The 19,017-nt window shown below is 66.9% G+C and carries 16 protein-coding genes; 9 read left to right on the top strand and 7 right to left on the bottom strand.

Annotation, left to right across the window (positions count from 1 at the left end):
• Positions 1-118 precede the first annotated feature (118 nt).
• The 3 genes from ABIC21_RS08950 to ABIC21_RS08940 all read left to right on the top strand — a co-directional run bounded on the left by ABIC21_RS08950 (position 119) and on the right by ABIC21_RS08940 (position 3,696).
• Positions 119-655, top strand: coding sequence for a flavin reductase family protein (locus tag ABIC21_RS08950; protein WP_354350048.1), 537 nt, complete (start codon positions 119-121; stop codon positions 653-655).
• Positions 656-692: 37 nt separating this feature from the next.
• The gene (hpaB, locus tag ABIC21_RS08945) at positions 693-2,147 is read left to right on the top strand and encodes a 4-hydroxyphenylacetate 3-monooxygenase, oxygenase component (protein ID WP_354350047.1); all 1,455 of its coding nucleotides are present in this window, start codon (positions 693-695) and stop codon (positions 2,145-2,147) included.
• A 193-nt stretch (positions 2,148-2,340) separates the two neighbouring features.
• Entirely contained in the window at positions 2,341-3,696 is a 1,356-nt protein-coding gene (locus ABIC21_RS08940; protein ID WP_354350046.1) for an MFS transporter, read from the top strand.
• An 85-nt stretch (positions 3,697-3,781) separates the two neighbouring features.
• Here ABIC21_RS08940 and ABIC21_RS08935 read toward each other — a convergent pair whose 3' ends face one another.
• From ABIC21_RS08935 to ABIC21_RS08905, 7 genes are all read right to left on the bottom strand, one after another.
• Complete coding sequence (locus tag ABIC21_RS08935; protein WP_354350045.1) at positions 3,782-4,963, bottom strand: hypothetical protein; 1,182 nt, start codon at positions 4,961-4,963, stop codon at positions 3,782-3,784.
• 587 nt (positions 4,964-5,550) lie between these two features.
• Entirely contained in the window at positions 5,551-6,732 is a 1,182-nt protein-coding gene (locus ABIC21_RS08930; protein WP_354350044.1) for a hypothetical protein, read from the bottom strand.
• Between the two features lie 430 nt (positions 6,733-7,162).
• Complete coding sequence (locus ABIC21_RS08925; RefSeq protein ID WP_354350043.1) at positions 7,163-7,990, bottom strand: alpha/beta fold hydrolase; 828 nt, start codon at positions 7,988-7,990, stop codon at positions 7,163-7,165.
• 4 nt (positions 7,991-7,994) lie between these two features.
• Entirely contained in the window at positions 7,995-8,324 is a 330-nt protein-coding gene (locus ABIC21_RS08920; protein WP_056426240.1) for a biotin/lipoyl-containing protein, read from the bottom strand.
• Positions 8,317-9,387, bottom strand: coding sequence for an alpha-ketoacid dehydrogenase subunit beta (locus tag ABIC21_RS08915; protein ID WP_354350042.1), 1,071 nt, complete (start codon positions 9,385-9,387; stop codon positions 8,317-8,319). Before ABIC21_RS08915 ends, ABIC21_RS08920 begins: the two co-directional genes overlap by 8 nt.
• Entirely contained in the window at positions 9,380-10,438 is a 1,059-nt protein-coding gene (locus ABIC21_RS08910; RefSeq protein ID WP_354350041.1) for a thiamine pyrophosphate-dependent enzyme, read from the bottom strand. The genes ABIC21_RS08915 and ABIC21_RS08910 overlap by 8 nt, the downstream gene beginning before the upstream one ends.
• A 152-nt stretch (positions 10,439-10,590) precedes the next feature.
• A complete protein-coding gene (locus ABIC21_RS08905; RefSeq protein WP_354350040.1) occupies positions 10,591-12,003 on the bottom strand; it encodes an amino acid permease in 1,413 nt (470 codons plus the stop codon).
• A gap of 175 nt (positions 12,004-12,178) precedes the next feature.
• Here ABIC21_RS08905 and ABIC21_RS08900 point away from each other — a divergent pair, with 175 nt between their 5' ends.
• The 6 genes from ABIC21_RS08900 (at position 12,179) to ABIC21_RS08875 (ending at position 18,976) form a co-directional block, all read left to right on the top strand.
• Positions 12,179-12,652, top strand: a complete 474-nt coding sequence (locus ABIC21_RS08900) for an Lrp/AsnC family transcriptional regulator (protein ID WP_354350039.1) — start codon at positions 12,179-12,181, stop codon at positions 12,650-12,652.
• Positions 12,653-12,872: 220 nt separating this feature from the next.
• The gene (locus tag ABIC21_RS08895) at positions 12,873-13,583 is read left to right on the top strand and encodes an NUDIX hydrolase (protein ID WP_354350165.1); all 711 of its coding nucleotides are present in this window, start codon (positions 12,873-12,875) and stop codon (positions 13,581-13,583) included.
• On the top strand, positions 13,580-14,893 hold the full coding sequence (nadA, locus tag ABIC21_RS08890) for a quinolinate synthase NadA (RefSeq protein WP_354350038.1): 1,314 nt from the start codon (positions 13,580-13,582) through the stop codon (positions 14,891-14,893). Before ABIC21_RS08895 ends, nadA begins: the two co-directional genes overlap by 4 nt.
• On the top strand, positions 14,890-16,833 hold the full coding sequence (locus ABIC21_RS08885) for an L-aspartate oxidase (protein ID WP_354350037.1): 1,944 nt from the start codon (positions 14,890-14,892) through the stop codon (positions 16,831-16,833). The genes nadA and ABIC21_RS08885 overlap by 4 nt, the downstream gene beginning before the upstream one ends.
• On the top strand, positions 16,830-17,822 hold the full coding sequence (nadC, locus tag ABIC21_RS08880; protein ID WP_354350036.1) for a carboxylating nicotinate-nucleotide diphosphorylase: 993 nt from the start codon (positions 16,830-16,832) through the stop codon (positions 17,820-17,822). The genes ABIC21_RS08885 and nadC overlap by 4 nt, the downstream gene beginning before the upstream one ends.
• Positions 17,819-18,976, top strand: coding sequence for a cysteine desulfurase family protein (locus ABIC21_RS08875; protein ID WP_354350035.1), 1,158 nt, complete (start codon positions 17,819-17,821; stop codon positions 18,974-18,976). The genes nadC and ABIC21_RS08875 overlap by 4 nt, the downstream gene beginning before the upstream one ends.
• The last annotated feature ends 41 nt before the right edge of the window (positions 18,977-19,017 follow it).

The raw sequence follows: 19,017 nt of genomic DNA, 5'->3' as shown, positions 1-19,017 counted from the left end.
GTGCGTTAGCGTTCCATATGAGAACTATCTGTTCGATTATAGAACTTCCATCGACCGGGCGCATCCCGGCAGCCCGCACCGCCGGCAAAAAGCCATCACGCAACGCAAGGGATCACCGATGATTGCCAAGCCCCGCACCGAGCCTGTCCCGGCGGCTCCGGGCGGCTCGTCCGGCGCGCGGGCCCGCCACTTCCGCGGCAGCCTGGGCCGGTTCGCAACCGGAGTGGCGATTGTGACCTTTGACGGCGCCACGAAACGCCACGGCATCACCGTGAATTCCTTCACCTCGGTGTCCATGGAGCCGCCCCTGGTGCTGGTGAGCATCGCCCGCACCGCCAGAGCGCACGACGAGCTCGCCGGCCGGCCCTTCACGGTCAACATCCTGGGTGCGGAGCAGCGGCACCTGGCGATGCATTTTGCCGGCCGCCCCGGACCCGAGCCGCCCTGGGTGGAGGGCGGAACGGCCCCGCGGCTCTCCCACGTGCTTGCCTACTTTGAGTGCAAGCCCTGGGCGGCGTACGACGGCGGCGACCACACGCTCTATGTCGGGAAGGTCGTCGACTTCGACTACCGCAGCGGCGATGCGCTGGCCTACGCAAACAGCTCCTTCACCACCATCCCGGAGAGCCAGCTGGGCATGGAAGACCTGCTCTGATTCCGATTCAGCTCAACGACGACTGGAGACTACAACAATGGGCATCCGTACCGGACAGCAGTACCTGGACAAACTCAACGCCATGACACCCCACGTGGTGATCGACGGTGAGGTTGTCAGCGAAAAGATCGCCGAGCACCCCGCGTTCCGCAACGTGGCGCGCTCCTACGCCAAGCTCTTCGACATGCAGCACGACCCGAAATACCAGGACGCGCTGACATACACGTCGCCCACCAGCGGCGACCTCGTCAACGCCTCCTTCCTGGTGCCGAAGACCGTTGAGGACCTTGAACGCCGCCGCCGCGCCATTTCCACCTGGGCCGAGTCCTCCAACGGCTTCCTGGGCCGCTCCGGCGATTACATGAACTCTTCGCTTACCGCCCTCAGCACGGCCGAGAAGTGGTTTTCCCAAGCCGACCCCAGGTTCGGCGAAAACATCCGTAACTACTATGAGTGGGCCCGGGAGAACGACGTCCTTGCCACGCACACGCTGATCCCGCCTCAGGTCAACCGTTCCGTCTCCGGCTCCGAGCAGCTCGGCGGCCAGCTGTCGGCCCGGATTGTCGAGGAGCGCGAGGATGGCATTGTCATCCACGGCGCCCGGATGCTGGCCACCATCGCCCCGATCGCGGACGAGCTACTCGTCTTCCCGTCCACGGTGCTGCGCGGCACCCCGGAGGATGCCCCGTATTCGTACGCCTTTGCCATCCCGAACGACACGCCGGGCCTGCGCTACCTGTGCCGCACGTCGCTGTACAACGGCGGCAGCACCCACGACGAGCCGCTCGCGTCGCGCTACGAGGAAATGGACGCCGTCGCGGTGTTCGATCACGTCTTCGTTCCCAGCGAGCGCATCTTCATGCTCGGCAACCCGCAGCTGTGCAACGGCTTCTACTCCGAAACCGGCGCCGGCGCCCTCATGACCCACCAGGTGGTCACCCGCACCATCGCCAAGAGCGAGTTCTTCCTGGGCCTGGCCTCAGAACTCGCCGACTCGATCGGCATCGACGGTTTCCAGCACATCCAGGAGGACATCGCCGAGCTGATTATCGACGTCGAGATCGGCCGGGCACTGGTCCGGGCCGCCGAGGTGGATGCGCAGCTCAACGACGCCGGCGTCATGCTGCCGAAATGGTCGTCGCTGAACGCCGCCCGCAACTGGTACCCGAAGGCAGCCCAGCGCTTCCCGCAGATCATCCGCAAGTTTTCCGCCTCCGGCCTGATGGCCCTCCCCGGCGAGGCCGACGTCAACAGCGACGCCCGGGCGGACATCGAGATGTACCTGCAGGGTAAGTCGCTGACCGGCCCGGAGCGCGTCAGGCTGTTCAAGCTGGCCTTTGACGCCTCGGTCTCCGGATTCTCCGGCCGGCAGTCGCTGTACGAATACTTCTTCTTCGGCGATCCGGTCCGGATGGCCGGAGCCATGGTGAACAGCTATGACCGCGGGCCCGTCAGGGCCCGGGTGCGGGAGTTCCTGAACCGCACCGACTGACCGCCGCCGAGGGACCATACCGCCTCTTTTGGGGGAGGTCAGGGCTTTTTTCGCAAGATGTGTGCCCTATCACACATTTCATAGTAAGATTCTGAATACTAACTGACCGTTCGATCAGTAAATGCTAGAGGCATTCAGTTATTCCATCGCACCCACCCCGGGCAGTACCTCTGCCCCCAGCAACGGAGTTCCAATGACCGCAACTTCAAGTGTCGATTCCGAGGCGGGCCCCAGCAGCAAGCATGAGGAACGCAAGGTCCTCGCGGGCACCCTGGTCGGGACCACCATCGAGTGGTACGACTTCTTCATCTTCGCCCAGCTGACGGCAACGCTGCTGTCGCCGCTGTTCCTGGCACCGCTGAACGCCTCCAATCCGGGCCTGGCGCAGATCCTGTCCTTCGCCCTCATCGGCATCAGCTTCCTGTTCCGCCCGCTCGGCGCCATCGTCGCCGGCCATCTCGGTGACCGCCTCGGCCGCAAGGCCATGCTGGTCTTCACCCTCATCATGATGGGCGCCGCCACGGCGCTGATCGGCATGCTGCCGACCTACGCCCAGATCGGCGTCTGGGCTCCGATCCTCCTGATCCTCCTGCGCATCATCCAGGGCTTCTCTGCCGGCGGCGAATGGGGCGGCGCCGCCCTCATGGCAGTCGAGCACGCTCCGAAGAGTAAGCGCGGCCTGTTCGGCGCGTACCCGCAGATCGGTGTTCCGGTCGGCATGATCCTTGCCACCGGCCTGCTGTTCTTCCTCAACACGAGCATGTCCAAGGAAGACTTCGCCTCCTGGGGCTGGCGTGTGCCGTTCCTGCTTTCCATCGTGCTGATCGTCGTCGGCTACCTGATCCGCCGCGCGGTGGCTGAGAGCCCCGTCTTCAAGGAGATGCAGGAACGCAAGGAACAAAGCAAGGCTCCGCTCGGCGAGCTCATCCGCAAGCACAAGAAGGCCGTGCTCTACTCGACGATGATCTTCATCGGCAACAACGCTGCCGGCTACCTGCTGATCGCATTCTTCATCTCCTACGCCACCAAGTCCCTGAAGATGCCCGTCGCGCAGATCCTGCTGGCCACCACGCTGGCATCCTTCGGCTGGCTGATCTTCACCCTGGTCGGCGGCTGGCTGTCGGACAAGATCGGCCGCGTCAAGACCTTCCTGATCGGATACGGCATCGTTTTCGCCTGGATGATCCCGATGTTCGCCCTGATCGACACCAAGAACATCCTGCTCTACGGCGTCGCGCTGTTCGTGCTGACCATCGGCCTGGGCCTGTCCTACGGCCCGATGTCCGCGATGTACGCCGAGATGTTCCCGGCCAACGTGCGCTACTCGGGCATCTCGATCGGCTACGCCTTCGGTGCCATCCTGGGCGGCGCGTTCGCGGCCACCATCGCGGAGGTCCTGCTGCAGGGCACCGGGTGGACCGGCTCCATCGGCATCTACATCATGATCCTCTGCGTCATCTCCGCAGCCGGCGTCCTGCTGGCCGGGGAAACCCGGGGCCGCCCGCTCGGCGTCAGCCACGGCGCAACGGATGTAGCGGCAAGGCACTAGCACCAAGCAATCCAGGAGGGGCGCGGGCCGCAAGGTCCGCGCCCCTCCTGATTTCTTAGAAGACGCACTAAGCCGGGCGCCCCGTTTAGTAGCCTGGGGCTTTGCCCTTGAACTCGGACCACTTCCCAGCCACTCTGCCGTCGCTTGAGGCCACGATGAGGTTGCCCCGGAGAGTCGGGCCCACCACGTTCCGGATACCTTTGCCAGAGGCGAGTGCTTCCGAGTCGCGCCATACCTCGGTCACGGTGTATCCGTCGTAGGTTGCGATCACAAAGGATGGTCCGGAGACAATGTCCGGGCAGAAGCCAAAGAAAGCCGGCGCATCATCCCCTACCCGCTGGATACGGCTGATGCTTTGCCCGAGATGCATCCCCAGGCTCGCAGGTGCGTCATATGCAAGCTCCAGGGTGTAGTGGCCGCTATGTATCTTTCGCTGGGAGCGGTTGATTCGGTAGAGACCTGAGGGGTTAACGTCGCCGGCAAAAAGGATGCACTTGGGCATGGGTAGAATTCCGACGGTCTGAGTTCCGTTGGTACCGGAGAAAAAGTGCGCCTCCTGCCAGGTGGAGCCGAGATCGTCAGAGTAGAGAATTCCATTGGACGCTGCTCCGGACATATTGTCGCCGAAATTGAGCCAAATTCGATCCCAATAGGGATCCCAAGCCACTCCGTGAAGATGCTGGCCCTTCGTACTTCTTCCCTTTGTGGTCAGCCAGTTATTCAAATCAAAGATGGTCGTCCAGCTCTTCCCATAGTCCAGGGACAAGTAGGAGTAGCGGGCATTCTTGCCCTCGGCGATAATCTGCGTGCCCCCGGACCACGTGTATCCGGATTTCGGTCCGTATTCATTGGCCAGAACGATGTTCTCATGGACAGATAGACCCCAGGACGAGGCGAACTTGACCTGTGGGTTCGAGCCGTTCAGTACAACGGACCAGGATGCAGATGCTGCCCCGTACCCGTTGGAAAGATAGACCTTTCGCATGGTGGTCGCATTAATTTGGGCGAACACCAGCAGTTCACCGTTGTCCAGAGGAAGAACCGCTTCGATGAATTCACCCAGGAACGTCCGAACGACGTTCCAGGTTTGCCCCTCGTCGCGCGTCTCTTTCAGCGTGCTGCTGTAGCAGTTCCAGCCCCGCGAACGGTTCCTATCCATGGCGACCATGATTTCGGATTGTACTTTGGAGGTGGAGGTCAGGGTCGTGGCGGCGAGGGGTTCGCGTTCCGGCGACACGTAGCTCGCGGAAGCCAGTTCTGTAGACACTGCGGCGTGAGCTGCTGCGGGCGCATGAAGGGGCCCTAGGAGGGTGGGCAGCGAACCCGCAGCGGCCAGGCCCAGTGCCGAACGCCGGCTGATTCCAAATTTCCCTTGAGACAGCATACTGCTCTCCAATGTTGAGACGATCAGCCAATGTGAACCGGCGGGAAGACCACGAATCCCGCTGGTCCCCGACCTCCCGCGCCCACGAGGCCGCATGCTGTCCCTGCCATCTTGCTGACCTGCGCTTTTACGTCCCCGTAAGGGACAAGATAGAAACAACAACCTGTAAAAAGCTTGGGCATAAAGACGGCCCGTTGGCGGCGCCTATTTCATGCCGCGGGTGAGCCGCGGGTGGTGGGCGGGCCTGGCAGCGCCCCGGACTTTCGCTGGTTCTTCTACCGGCTGCCCGGCAGCCGGACGTCGTCGTGCACCTGCCCGAAGGCACGGCAATAGCTCCCGAGGGCGCGGAAGTGGTCGGGAATGAAGAGGCTGAACACTACGTCATGGGGCTGCTGAAGGGGCGGCTGTGCGTCCATCGAGGCGGCGGAACCGCGACGACGACGGTCAAATCACGGAACCGGGAGGTATTCCTAATAGCCCGGGGCTTTGCCCTTGAACTCTGACCATTTCCCGGCCACCCGGCCGTCGTTTGAGGCCACGATGAGGTTGCCCCGGAGCGTCGGCCCGACGACATTGCGGATTCCCTTCCCGGCGGGGCGTGCCCCCGGGTCCCGCCAGACCTCTCTCACGGTGTATCCGTCGTAAGTTGCGATCACAAAGGAGGGCCCGGAGACAACGTCCGGGCAGAAGCCAAAGAAGGCGGGCACATCCTCTCCGCTACGACGGACATAGCTGATACCTTGCCCGAGATGCATCCCCAGGCTGGCCGGGGCATCGTAGGCGAGATCGAGGGTGTAATGGCGGTTTCGTATTTTTCCCTCGAACCGGTTGATGCGGTGGAGGCCGGACGGATTGACGTCACCGGCAAAAAGAATGCAAGTAGGCAGGGGCAGAATGCCGACAGTCTGAGTTCCATTGGTACCGGAGAAAAAGTGGGCCTCCTTCCACGTTGAACCGAGGTTGTCAGAATACAGAATGCCGTTAGAGGCCGCTCCCGACATGTTGTCTCCAAAATTGAGCCAAATGCGGTTCCAGAACGGATCCCAAGCCACTCCATGGAGATGCTGGCCTTTTGTTTTGCGGCCTTTCCTGGTCAGCCAGGCATTCAAGTCGAAGATGGTGGTCCAGGTCTTTCCAAAGTCCAGGGACAGATAGGTGTAGCGGGCGTTCTTGCCCTCGGCGATGATTTCGGTACCCCCGTTCCAGGTGTATCCGGATTTCGGTCCATATTCATTGGCCAGGACGATGTTCTTGTAGACGGAAAGCCCCCAGGACGAAGCGAACTTGACTTGGGGATTGGAGCCCTTCAGTACTACTGACCAGGATGTGGATCCCGTCCCATACCCTTTGGAAAGGTAGACCCTACGCATGGTGGTCGCCGTGATCTGGATGAACACCAGCAGTTCCCCGTTTTCCAGCGGGAGAACTGCTTCGATGAATTCTCCGGGGAACGTCCGAACGACTTTCCACGTGACGCCTTCGTCAAGTGTTTCTTTCAGAGTGTTGCTGTAGCAATTCCAGCCCCGGGTACGGTACCTGTTCATGACAACCATGATGTCGGACTGCAATTTGGCTGTGGCCGTGAGGTTGGTGGCCGTAAGGGGTGCCCGTTGCGGAGCGTAGACCGTGGAGGCCTGCAGTTCCGTCGGCACGGCTGCGTTTGCTCTTGGGGCACCAAGGGACCCTACAAGAGCGGGCACCGAACCCGCTGCGACCAGGCCCAGCGCCGAACGCCGGCTGATTCCGAATTTCCCCTGAGACGGCATACTGCGCTCCAATGCTGAGACGATCGGCCAAGGTGAACCGGCGGAAGGCCACGAATCCCGCTGGTCCCCGATCTCCCGCGCCCACGAGGCCGCATGGCGCCCGTGCCACCATCTGCTGACCTGCGCTAGCACGCCCCGTATGGGACAAGATAGAGACAGCACCCTGTAAAAAGCTTGGGCGGACGGACGGCTCGTCGGAGGTGCCCACTTTCAGACCCGGACCAGGTCCCTGAAAAAGAACGCGGGGTCACTTCACGCCCATCCGAACGACGCGGATGGACGCGAAGTGACCCCGCGTTGTATTGAGGCGGAGGGGTCAGACGCCCAGGAAGCTGATGGCCCCCTGCTTGAACGCGCGGCTGGTGATGGCGTTGGTGTGGTTCCGGCCCGGGAGGAGCAGCTGCTCGACCATGGCGCCCGCCTTGGCACCGAGTGCCGCGAGTTCCGGCATCGACGCGGCACGGTCGTCCTTTTCCCCGGCCACCAGCAGCATCGGCACATGCGGCACGGCCTCGGCGGGATCGAACGGCTCGCTCTTGACGGCTTCCACAAGGGACAGCAGCGAGAAGATGTTGTTGCTGGGCAGCATCTGGGCCATCTTCAGCAGTCCGGCAGTGGACGCGTCGGCGATCGGGGTGCCGTCGGCCAGGTGGCGCTGCGCGGCAACGAGGTCGAAGTCGGCCAGCGGATCGGCGACGTTGGGTCCGCCCAGCACCAGCCGGTGCACCAGCTCGTGCTGGGTGGCGCCGAACTCCCAGGCGAGCCGGGAGCCGAGCGAGTAGCCGACCAGGTCCAGTCCGCTGGAAGGGTCGCCGTCGCGCAGGGGGCGGACGCCGGCGTCGAACGCGATCTGGAGCAGATCCGCGCGGATCCTGCTGGGCGTGTAGGAGTCCATGTCCTCGGGGGCGCCGCTGCGGCCGTGGCCGGGCAGATCCACGGTGATGACGCGGCGGCCGGCCTCCAGCAGCGCGGTGAGCCAGCCGGTGTCCTCCCAGTTGAGCTTGGAGGAGGAGGAAAAACCGTGCAGCAGCAGCACGGGGCGCAGCCCGGCGTCGGACGCGGGCTCATGGACTCCAACATACAGCTGGGGGTCGGTGCCCTCGACGGTGTGGGAATGCTGTTCGCCGGTGTGTCTGCCGCTCATGGTGTCAGTCCTCATCAAGTACGGCGCTCAGGCGGACCCGGCGCTTCGGTGCCTCTTCCTTCGGGACCGTGCCCACGATGCCGGCGGTGTTGTCCGGCACCTCAAACACAATCAGGGGCTCGCCGACATTGATTTTGTCGCCGGGCCCGCCGTGGATACGCACCACTTTACCTGCCTGCGGACTGGGCAATTCAACGGCTGATTTCGTGGTTTCCACTTCAACGAGTGGCTGGTTGCGCTCCACCTGGTCGCCCGGGGCTACGAGCCATTCCAGCACGGTTGCCTCGATCAGGCCCTCGCCGAGGTCCGGCAGCGGGAAGGAAATTTCAGCCACGTTTGTACTCCAATACTCGCTGGATCCCGAAGAGGATCCGGTCAATGTTCGGGATATATTCGTCTTCCAGGTCTCCCGAAGGGTACGGGACATCGAAGCCGGTAACCCGCTCCACCGGGGCCCTGAGCGTGTCGAAGCAGCTCTGGGTGATCAGCTGGGCCACCTCGGCGCCCAGACCGGAGGTGAGCGGCGCTTCGTGGACGACGACGGCGCGGCGCGTCTTGCGCACGGAGGCGGCCAGGGACGCGGCGTCGATCGGCTTGAGCCAGCGGAGGTCCAGGACCTCGATGTCGATCCCGTCCTCGGCGGCGAGTTCGGCCACCTGGAGGCAGCGGGCCACCATGGCGCCCCACGCGACGAGGGTCAGGTGCCGGCCTTCGCGCATGACCTTCGCCCCGGTGGGGGAGCCGCCGGCTGCATCGTGGCTGGCGAGGTCCACCTCGCCCTTCTGCCAGTAGCGTGACTTCGGCTCCATGAAGATCACCGGGTCCGGCCGCGACGCGGCGTACTTGAGCAGGTGGTACGCCTCGTGCGGGGTCGACGGCGAGACGACCTTGAGCCCGGGCACGTGGGCGAAGAGCGCCTCGAGGCTTTCGCCGTGGTGTTCGGGGGCGCGGATGCCGCCGAAGCTAGGTACGCGCAGCGTGATGGGCATCGGCAGGGTGCCGCGGCTGCGGTAGTTCATCCGTGCGATCTGGCAGACGATCTGGTTGAGGGCGGGGTAGGCGAAGCCGTCGAACTGGACCTCGGGGATGGGGTGGAATCCGGCCATGGCCAGGCCCACGGACATGCCGAGGATGCCGGATTCGGCCAGCGGCGTGTCGAAGACGCGCTGTTCGCCGTGTTTGGCCTGCAGGCCGTCGGTGATGCGGAAGACGCCGCCGAGCCGGCCGCAGTCCTCGCCGAAGATCAGGGTCTTCGGGTCTTCCGCGAGCACCTCGTCGAGGGCCCGGTTGAGGGCCTGCTGCATGGACATCACGGTGGTCGTTGCGGCGGCGGCGGTTGCGGCGGCGTCCCGGGTTGAGCCTGCGGCAGCTGCGCCTTCGAGTATCGAGTTAGACATGTTCGGACTCCTCGCGCCAATTGGCGGCCTGGGCCTGCAGGGCAGGGGTGGTTTCCTGGAAGACCAGGTCAAACATTTCGGTGCCGGGGCGGGAGCCGAGCGCCTGGATGCCGGTGCGGATCTGTTCCTCCTCGGCCTTGGCCGCGGCGAGGGCCTCGGCGAAGAACGCCTCGTCGGCGATGCCGTCGGCGAGCAACCGCTGCCGGAACCGTTCCAGCGGGTCCAAGCCGGCGCCGTCGCGCTCCTCATCGAGCGAGCGGTAGCGTCCCGGATCATCCGAGGTCGAGTGCGGGCCGCGGCGGTACGTCATGGCCTCGATGAGGACGGGGCCGTTCCCGGCCCGGGCGTGCGCGAAGGCGCGGCGGGTGGCCTCGACGACGGCGACGACGTCGTCGCCGTCGATCCGCAGGGCCGGCATGCCGTAGCCGGCGGCGCGGCCCGCGACGGAGCCGCCGGCCACCTGGCGTTCGGTGGGAACCGAGATCGCCCAGCCGTTGTTCTGGACGAAGAACACCACGGGGGCCTTCATCACCGCGGCGAAGTTCAGGGCCTCGTGGACATCGCCCTGGGAGGAGGCGCCGTCGCCGAAGTAGGTCAGCGCAACGCCGAGTTTGCCGTCAGAGCCTGTCCCGGCACGGCCGGACAACGTCTGGCCGTGGGCCCAGCCGACGGCGTGCAGCACGGAGCCGGCCACGACGGCCTGGATCGGGGCGAGCCGGGATTCCAGGGCATCGTAGAGACCGCCGTGCCACGTGGCCTTGTGGGTGGACATGTACGCCACCATGTCCACGCCCATGGTGCGGGCCACCCCCATCTCGCGGTAGGTGGGGAAGACGAAGTCCCGGGTGGTGTCCACGGCGTAGCCGCTGCCCACCTGGGCCGCCTCCTGGCCGAGTTCGGGTGCGTAGCCGGGGATGATGCCCTGGCGCTGCCAGCCGATGGCCGAGGTATCGAGGTGGCGGACGGCCACCATCAGGCAATAGAGCTCGCGGAGCTGGGCGGGAGTGAGCGGTTCGGCGGCATCGCCGGAAGCCACGGGAAGTGTGTCCATGGCTGTGACCCTAGTCACCCGCAGTGCGGTGTGCAATCAGCGGTTAAATTACTGACCAGCCTGCACAAGAGTGCTAGCCGGACTGGCGTCGGGCTTGACATTTTGTGCAGTCTGGTCAGTTGTGGGGCCCGGTCCGGCTAATGCCCGGAGTGCTACTTCCCGGCGTCGGCGGGTTCGGTCTGCTCGGCCGGTGCCGCGCTACGGTTGCGGGTAAGCCGGGCACCGATCCAGCAGGCCGCGGCGATGCCGGCGACCAGGATGATGGTGCTGACCAGCTGCTTGCTGCTCTCCGGGCTGCTGAAGCCGACGGCGAAGATCAGGGCCAGGAGCACCAGGCCGAAGATCGTCAGGCCCGGGAAACCCTTCATTCGCAGCGGCAGGACGGTGCCGTCGCGGTCCGCGCGGCGGCGCAGGATCAGCTGGGACACCAGCGCGGAGCCCCAGACCATCAGGCAGGTCGAGCCGACCAGCTGGAACAATGCCGGGAGGATCTTCTCCGGGAAGAGCAGTTCCAGCACGGCGGCCAGGAAGCCGAACGCCACGGAAACGCCGACGGCGAGCATCGGCACCCGTGCCTTGTTGATTTTTGACAGGAAGCGGGGGGCCTCGCCGCGTTCGGACAGCGAGAAGACCATCCGGGATGCGCCGTAGAGGTTTGCGTTCAGGGCCGAGAGGAGCGCGACGACGGCCACCAGCGTGATGGCGGCACCGGCGCCGGGGATGCCTGCCACGTTGAGGACGCCGGCAAACGGCGAGGCAAGTTCTTCCGACGTGTAGGGAAGGACCGCGGCGATGACGAACACGGAGCCGATGTAGAAGACCAGGATCCGCCACACGACGGTGCGGATCGCCTGGCCCACGCTGTGCTGCGGGTTCTCGGTCTCCGCGGCGGCAACACTGACAATCTCGGTGCCGCCGAACGCGAAGATCACTACGAAGAGCGCGGTGGCGATTCCGCCCAGGCCGGCGGGGGCGAAGTCGGCGGTGAAGTTAGTGAGGCCGGGGGACTCGACGGCCGGAAGCCAGCCCAGCAGCAGGGCGGTACCGATGCCCAGGAACAGCAGGATCGCGGCCACCTTGAGGATGGCGAACCAGAACTCGAACTCGCCGAAGTTCTTCACCCCGGCGAGGTTGATCACGGTGAACACGACCATGAAGATCAGTGACAGGGCCCAGACGGGAATGACAGGCCAGACCGTGAACAGCAGGGCGGCGGCGCCGAGGGCCTCGGCGGCGATCACCACCACCAGCTGCAGCCACCAGAGCCATCCGACCGTGGCTCCCGCAGTCCTGCCCATGGCCTTGGCGGCGTAAACGGAAAATGCGCCGCTGTTGGGGTTGGCGGCTGCCATTTCGCCCAGGGCCCACATCACGAGGATGATCAGCGTTCCGGCGACGAGGTAGGAGATGAGGACGGCGGGGCCGGCGGCCTGGACTCCGGCCCCCGAACCCAGGAACAGGCCGGCGCCGATGGCACTGCCGAGTCCCATCATGGTGAGTTGGCGTGGCTTCATGCTGTGGCCGAGTTTCAGGCCGGGGCGCTCCGCGGTGGACTTCATTGTCATGCTTGCGAACCTTCTTGTGGTTTTGATCTTGGGTCCTTATGGGACCTATTGAATTTACCGCTCCGGAGCGCAGTATCCGAGCGCCGAGCGTGAGAGCATGGTGACAGTTTGTTAGTCGGCGGCGACGTTTCCATGATGATTTGTGGTACGAAAGCGTCCACAGGAGGAGGATTCGATGGACGTTGATGCCCTGGATGCGAAAATTGTCCGATTCTTCACCGATTCACCGCGGGCCTCGGTGCTGGAGGCCTCGCGTGTGCTCAAGGTGGCCCGCGCGACCGTGCAGTCACGGCTGGACCGGATGCAGGACAGCGGCGTCATCGGCTCGTGGGTACCGCAGCCGGATCCGGCCCACTTCGGGTTTCCCGTCGTTGCATTCTGCTCCCTGACGATCAACCAGGACCTGGGGCACGACGCCGTGGTGGAGGCCCTCGCGGCGATCCCGGAACTGATCGAAATCCACACCGTCTCCGGGGGCTCGGACCTGATGGCCCGCATCGCGGCCCGCTCCAACCCGGACCTGCAGCGCGTGCTGGATGCCATGATCGCCACCCGGACGGTGTTGCGCTCGTCCTCGGTGATTGTGCTGAACACCCACTTCCAGGGCCGCACCCTCCCGCTGCTGGAAGCCGCCGCCGCGGGACGGTGAGCCGCGCCCGCCCCGGCCCGGCCGGCGCCTCGGATCCGCCTGGCTTCCACCGCGGCCCGACCCCATGCGAACAGTGTGAGCTGCAACATTTTGCGCCCGGCGGCCAACGTCGTAGAATTAGTTCTAGTCAATTTGACTATAACTACTCCGGCGGTCGGGCCGGACCGTCCGGGCCGTCCCAAGCGACCGCCCGGAGCCCGGAAATGCGGGGTGAATCGCCATCTACACAACAGCTGCCAACGTCGCCGAGCGCCAGCTCGCGCCGCCGTCGTTGGCCATCTCCACGGTGATCTTCGCCCTCCGCCCCAGCGAGCGTTCCGGACGCCCCACCCTTTGGATCCCGCTGGTGCGCCGGATCCGCGAACCCTTCAAGGGGCTGTGGGCCCTGCCCGGGGGGCCGCTGACCCACTCCGAGTCGCTGCAGGACGCCGCCTCGCGGAACCTGCAGGAGACCACCGGCCTGGCGCCCAGCTATCTCGAACAGCTGTACGCCTTCGGCGGCCTGCACCGCTCGCCCACCCAGCGCGTCGTCTCGATTGTGTACTGGGCGCTGGTGCAGCCCACCGAGGCCGCGCTCGCGGACGAATCCGAAAACGTCCGCTGGTTCCGCGCGGACCGGCTCGGCGAACTGGCCTTCGACCACAACGCGATCATCGACTACGCGCTCTGGCGGCTGCGCAACAAGATGGCCTACGGCTCCATCGCGTACCACCTGCTCGGCGAGTACTTCACCCTGGCCCAGGTCCGGGAGGTCTACGAGGCCGTCCTGGACCGCGAGCTGGACCCGGCCAACTTCCGCCGGCAGGTCAAGGCGACGCCCGAAATCGAAGAAACCGATCAGTACCTTCAGGGCGGCAAACACCGCCCGCCCCGTCTCTACCGCTTCACCGGCCGCCCAGGCCTTGACCCAGACAACAGGAGCACACCATGAGCAGCGTCAACACGGCCATCCAGCTGATCACGCGCGAACAGGCCGCGAGCAGCGCCAAGGGCATTGCTGCAGCCGCCTCCACCTGCAGTCCGACGCTCGCCCGCGGGCCCTGGGACTTCGACCTCGCCGAGGCCCTTGCCGGTGTGCCCGCCTACGGACCCGGCGCCTCCGTCGCGGACCACGCCCCGGCGTCGACGCCGCGTCAGGGACAGCTGCCGGAGGAGTACAAGCGTGCCAGCGACGCCGAACTCGACACGCGGATCCGGGCAGCCAAGGCAACGCTCGGGGACCGCGCCGTGGTGCTGGGCCACTTCTACCAGCGTGACGAGGTGGTGGAATACGCCGATTTCGTGGGTGACTCGTTCCAGCTGGCCAACGCCGCGCTGACCCGCCCGGACGCCGAGGCCATCATCTTCTGCGGAGTGCACTTCATGGCCGAGACCGCGGACATCCTGTCCCGGCTGGACCAGGCCGTGATCCTGCCCAACCTGGCCGCGGGCTGCTCGATGGCGGACATGGCGGACATCGACTCCGTGACCGAATGCTGGGAACAGCTCGAGGAACTGTTCGGTACCGAGCCCGACGCCGACGGCCGGGTCCCGGTCATCCCGGTCACCTACATGAACTCCTCCGCCGCGCTCAAGGGCTTCTGCGGCGAGCACGGCGGCATCGTCTGCACCTCCTCCAACGCCGCCACGGTCCTGGAATGGGCGTTTGAGCGCGGCCAGCGCGTGCTGTTCTTCCCGGACCAGCACCTCGGCCGCAACACCGCCAAAGCCATGGGGGTGCCGCTCGAACAGATGCCGATGTGGAACCCGCGCAAGGACCTCGGCGGCAACAACGAGCAGACCCTCGCGGACTCCCGCGTGATCCTGTGGCACGGTTTCTGCTCGGTCCACAAGCGCTTCAACGTGGGCCAGATCGAGAAGGCCCGCGCCGAGTTCCCGGGCGTCCAGGTGATTGTGCACCCGGAATGCCCCATGGAAGTGGTGGACGCCGCCGATTCCGCCGGTTCCACGGATTTCATCCGCAAGGCCATCGCCGCCGCGACCGAGCCCACCACGTTCGCCGTCGGCACCGAGATCAACCTCGTCAACCGGCTGGCCGCGGAAAATCCGCAGCACACCATCTTCTGCCTGGACCCGGTGATCTGCCCCTGCTCCACGATGTACCGCATCCACCCCGGCTACCTCGCCTGGGTCCTGGAGGCGCTGGTCCGGGGCGAGGTGGTCAACCGCATCGCCGTGGAGGACGCCGTCGCCGCCCCGGCAAGGGTAGCCCTCGAACGGATGCTGGCGGCACGGCCGTGACCAGGCCGCCGCGTTTGGTGGTGGTGGGCAGCGGCATTGCCGGGCTGTACGCCGCGCTGCTCGCCGCTGACGCCGTCCTCGACGGCGGGCCCGCCTGCGAGGTGGTGCTCCTGAGCAAGGGAACCCTTGAGCAGAGCAATACCTTCTACGCCCAGGGCGGCGTCTCGGCCGTGCTCGCGCCGGGCGAAGCGGCACCGGGAGATTCCGTGGAGGCCCACATCGCCGACACCCTCGCCGCCGGGGCCGGGCTCAATGACCCGGACGCCGTCCGTGTCCTGTGCACCGAGGCCGTCCGGGACATCGCCGGCCTGGGCCGCTACGGCGTGCGCTTCGACGCCGGACCCGGCGGAGGCCCGGCGCTCGGCCTCGAGGCGGCACACTCGGCAGCCCGCATCCTGCACGCCGGCGGCGACGCGACAGGTGCGTGCATCGCCCGCGCCCTCGTCGCCGCCGTCCTGGACCGCGCCGTCCTGGACCACATGGACCGGGGCCGGCTGCGGGTCGAGACCGGAGCCTTCGTCACGGACCTGCTCACCGAACACCCCGGCGAGGGCCAGGTAGGCGCCGCCCGGGTCACCGGCGTCGCCTACCTGGCCGACGGGCAACCCCGGCATTTGGACGCCGACGCGGTGCTCCTGGCCACCGGCGGTGCCGGACGGATTTTCGCCCGGACCAGCAACCCCTCCGTCGCCACTGCCGATGGCCTGGCCCTGGCCTGGCGGGCGGGGGCGGCGGTCCGGGACCTGGAATTCTTCCAGTTCCACCCGACGACGCTCGCGGCGGACGAAGTGCCCGGTGCTCCGCCGGCGCTGCTCATTTCCGAGGCGGTCCGCGGGGAAGGCGCCGTCCTGCTGGACGCCGCCGGCTACCGTTTTATGCCCGATTACCACCCGGACGCCGAGCTTGCGCCGCGCGACGTTGTCTCCCGCAGCATTGCCCTGCACCTCGCCGCGACCCGTGCGCCGGCGGACAGCCCCGTTTTCCTGGACGCCCGGGGGATCGAGGCCGCCCGCGGGCCGGGATTCCTGGCCCGGCGATTCCCCACCATCACCGCGGCCACCCGCGCCGCCGGCTACGACTGGACCACGCAGACGCTCCCGGTGTCCCCGGCGGCGCACTACTGGATGGGGGGTGTGTCCACCGACCTCTGGGGGCGCACGTCGGTGCCGGGACTGTTCGCGGCCGGTGAAGTCGCGTGTACCGGCGCACAGGGCGCGAACCGGCTGGCGAGCAATTCACTCCTGGAAGGGCTGGTCTTCGGCCGCCGGGCGGTGGAGGCAATCCTCGGTGACGACCCGTCGCACGACGGCACTCCGGCCCCGCATGATGGCACGTCGCACGACGGCACTCCGGCCCCGCTTGATGGCACGTCGCACGACGGCACTGCTCCGCGTGCTCCCCACGATCGCCCTAGCCTCGCAAGCTCGGCCAGGGAACCCGGATCGTGTGGGCCCACGGCCGCGGGCGGCCTCCCCTTGACGCACGCTTCCGCAGCGCTGCCGCGCGACTTCGGGGGGAAAGGAACTCTACCGGCGGCCCCCGAGGTTGGTGTTGCGAAAACTGAGGCTGGTCCCGGGCCATTTTCCCGCGAGGCCCTGCGGCGGTTGATGACTGCGGACGCCGGGGTCCTGCGCAGCGGGGAGCAACTGCGGGAGGCGGAGTACGTGCTGACTTCGTGGGCCGCGGTCGTCCGTCCCGAAAGCCCGACGGACGCAGTGGACCCGCGGGAGCACGAGGACCGGAACCTGCTGCTCGCCGCGCAACTCCTGGTGGCGGCCGCCCGGCAGCGGACCGGCTCCGTCGGCGCCCACTACAGGGCCGACGCGACAGCCGCCGCGCCCGCCCTGCTCGCAGCCCCCGCCCGCTCCAACCCGCCGGCCGGCGCACACGGCCACCGGCATGCCAAAGCATCACGTCCGAAACAAAGGATCCCGTCATGACAGCACCCGCCGCAGCCCGCCCGGCCGCCCTCCCGGCGACGGCGCTCGCCGGAACCCTCCCCGCAGCAGCCGTCGACGCTGTGCTGCGGGCGGCCCTGCTGGAGGATGCCCCGTACGGTGACATCACCTCGCAGACACTCATCCCGGCGGACGCGCGCGCGACGGCGGTCCTGGCTGCCCGCGTGCCCGGCGTGCTCAGCGGCGGGGAGGTGTTCGCGGCGGCGATGAAGCTCACGGACCCGGACGCCGCCGTCGAACTCCTGGTGGCCGACGGCGCCGCGTTTGCCGCCGGCACCGTGCTCGCGAGGGTCCGCGCGAACGCCCGCGCCGTGCTGCTCGCCGAACGGGTGGCCCTGAACCTCGTCCAGCGGATGAGCGCCATCGCCACGAAGACGGCGGAGTTTGTCGCCCTGGTGGAGGGCACCGGGGCGCGTATCACTGACACCCGCAAGACGACGCCGGGGCTGCGCGTGCTGGAACGGTACGCCGTCCGCTGCGGCGGCGGAGCCAACCACCGCTTTGGACTCTCCGACGCCGTGCTGGCCAAGGACAACCACCTGGCCGTCCTGACCGGGGGAGACCCGTCGAAGCTGACTGCCGTGCTGCGGGAGGCCAAAGCGCGTCTGGGGCACACCACCCACTTTGAGGTGGAAGTGGACAGCATGGACCAGATCGGACCGGTGCTGGCGGCCGGGGTCGACACCATCATGCTGGACAACTTCACGCTGGCGGACCTCGCGGCCGGGGTGGCGCTGGTGGCCGGCCGCGCCCGGGTCGAGGCCAGCGGCAACGTCAACCTGGCTACTGTTGCCGGCATCGCCGCCACCGGCGTTGACGTCATCTCGATCGGCGGACTCACGCACAGTGTCGCCGCCTTGGACCTGGGACTCGACATTGAGCTGGGCCTCGGCACCGGACAGGGCCGTGAATCCGGCATCCAGGAGAGTGAACAGGCGCCCGAACAGACAGCCGGCCAGGCGGCGCCATGATCTTCCTCGACGCCGCGGCCACCACCCCGGTCCGCCGCGAGGTGCTCGAAGCCATGTGGCCGTTCCTGTCGGGGGAGTTCGGGAACCCCTCCAGCCACCACTCGCTCGGTGACGCGGCAGCCACGGCGCTCGCCGGGGCACGGACAGCGACGGCCCGGGCGCTGGGCTGCCGCCCGGGCGAAGTGGTCTTCACCTCCGGGGGCACGGAGGCGGACAACCTGGCCGTCAAAGGCATCGCCCTGGCCCGACGGGCGGGCGACCCGCGGCTGGACCGCGTGGTGATCAGCGCCGTCGAACATCCCGCAGTGGAGGAGTCGGCCCGCTACCTGGAGCGTGTGCACGGCTTCGCCGTCGACGTGGTGCCGGTGGATGCCCACGGCCGCGTCACCGGGGAGGCCCTCGCCGCCGTGCTCCGGCCGGAGACCGCCCTGGTCAGCATCATGTACGCCAACAATGAGGTGGGCACCGTGCAGCCGATCGCCGGGCTGGCCGCGCTGGCCCGGGCGCAGGGAATCCCCTTCCACACCGACGCCGTCCAGGCCGCCGGCTGGCTCCCGCTCGACACCGCAGCACTGGGCGTGGACGCCCTGAGCATCTCCGGACACAAGCTGGGGGCACCGAAAGGCAGCGGGGCCCTGTTCGTGCGCGGCCGGATCCGGCTGGAACCGGTGATCCACGGTGGCGGGCAGGAACGCGGGCGCCGGTCGGGGACCGAAAATGTGGCCGGGGCCGTGGCCCTCGCGACGGCGCTCACCCTTACCCGGAACTCACAGGGGGACCGAGCGGCCCACGTCGCGGCCCTGCGCGATGACTTCATCCATTCGGTGCGGGCCCGGGTTCCGGGCTCGGTCCTCACCGGCCATCCGAGCGAGCGGCTGCCCTCGGTCGCCTCCTTCTGCTTCCCGGGGACCAGCGGCGAATCCGTGTTGCTGGAGCTCGAACGGCTGGGGGTCATCTGCTCCAGCGGCTCGGCCTGCGCGGCGGGTTCGGACGAGCCGTCCCCGGTGCTGCGGGCGATGGGCATCGACGCCGAGGTTGCCCAGACCGCGGTCCGTTTCAGCTTCGACTCCACCATCACGGCGGCGGAGCTGCAGGAGGCGGCGGCGGCGGTCCGCACCGCCGTCGGCAGCGTCCAGGCCCTCGGCGCCCCCTGACCCCGGGTTGCCCTGTCACTTAATGCTGTTCTGGGGCCCTC

The organism is Pseudarthrobacter sp. PvP090, from assembly GCF_040547365.1.
Taxonomy (GTDB): domain Bacteria; phylum Actinomycetota; class Actinomycetes; order Actinomycetales; family Micrococcaceae; genus Arthrobacter.
Note: the sequence above shows the minus strand (reverse complement) of the source record. Positions and strands in the feature narration are given on the sequence as shown.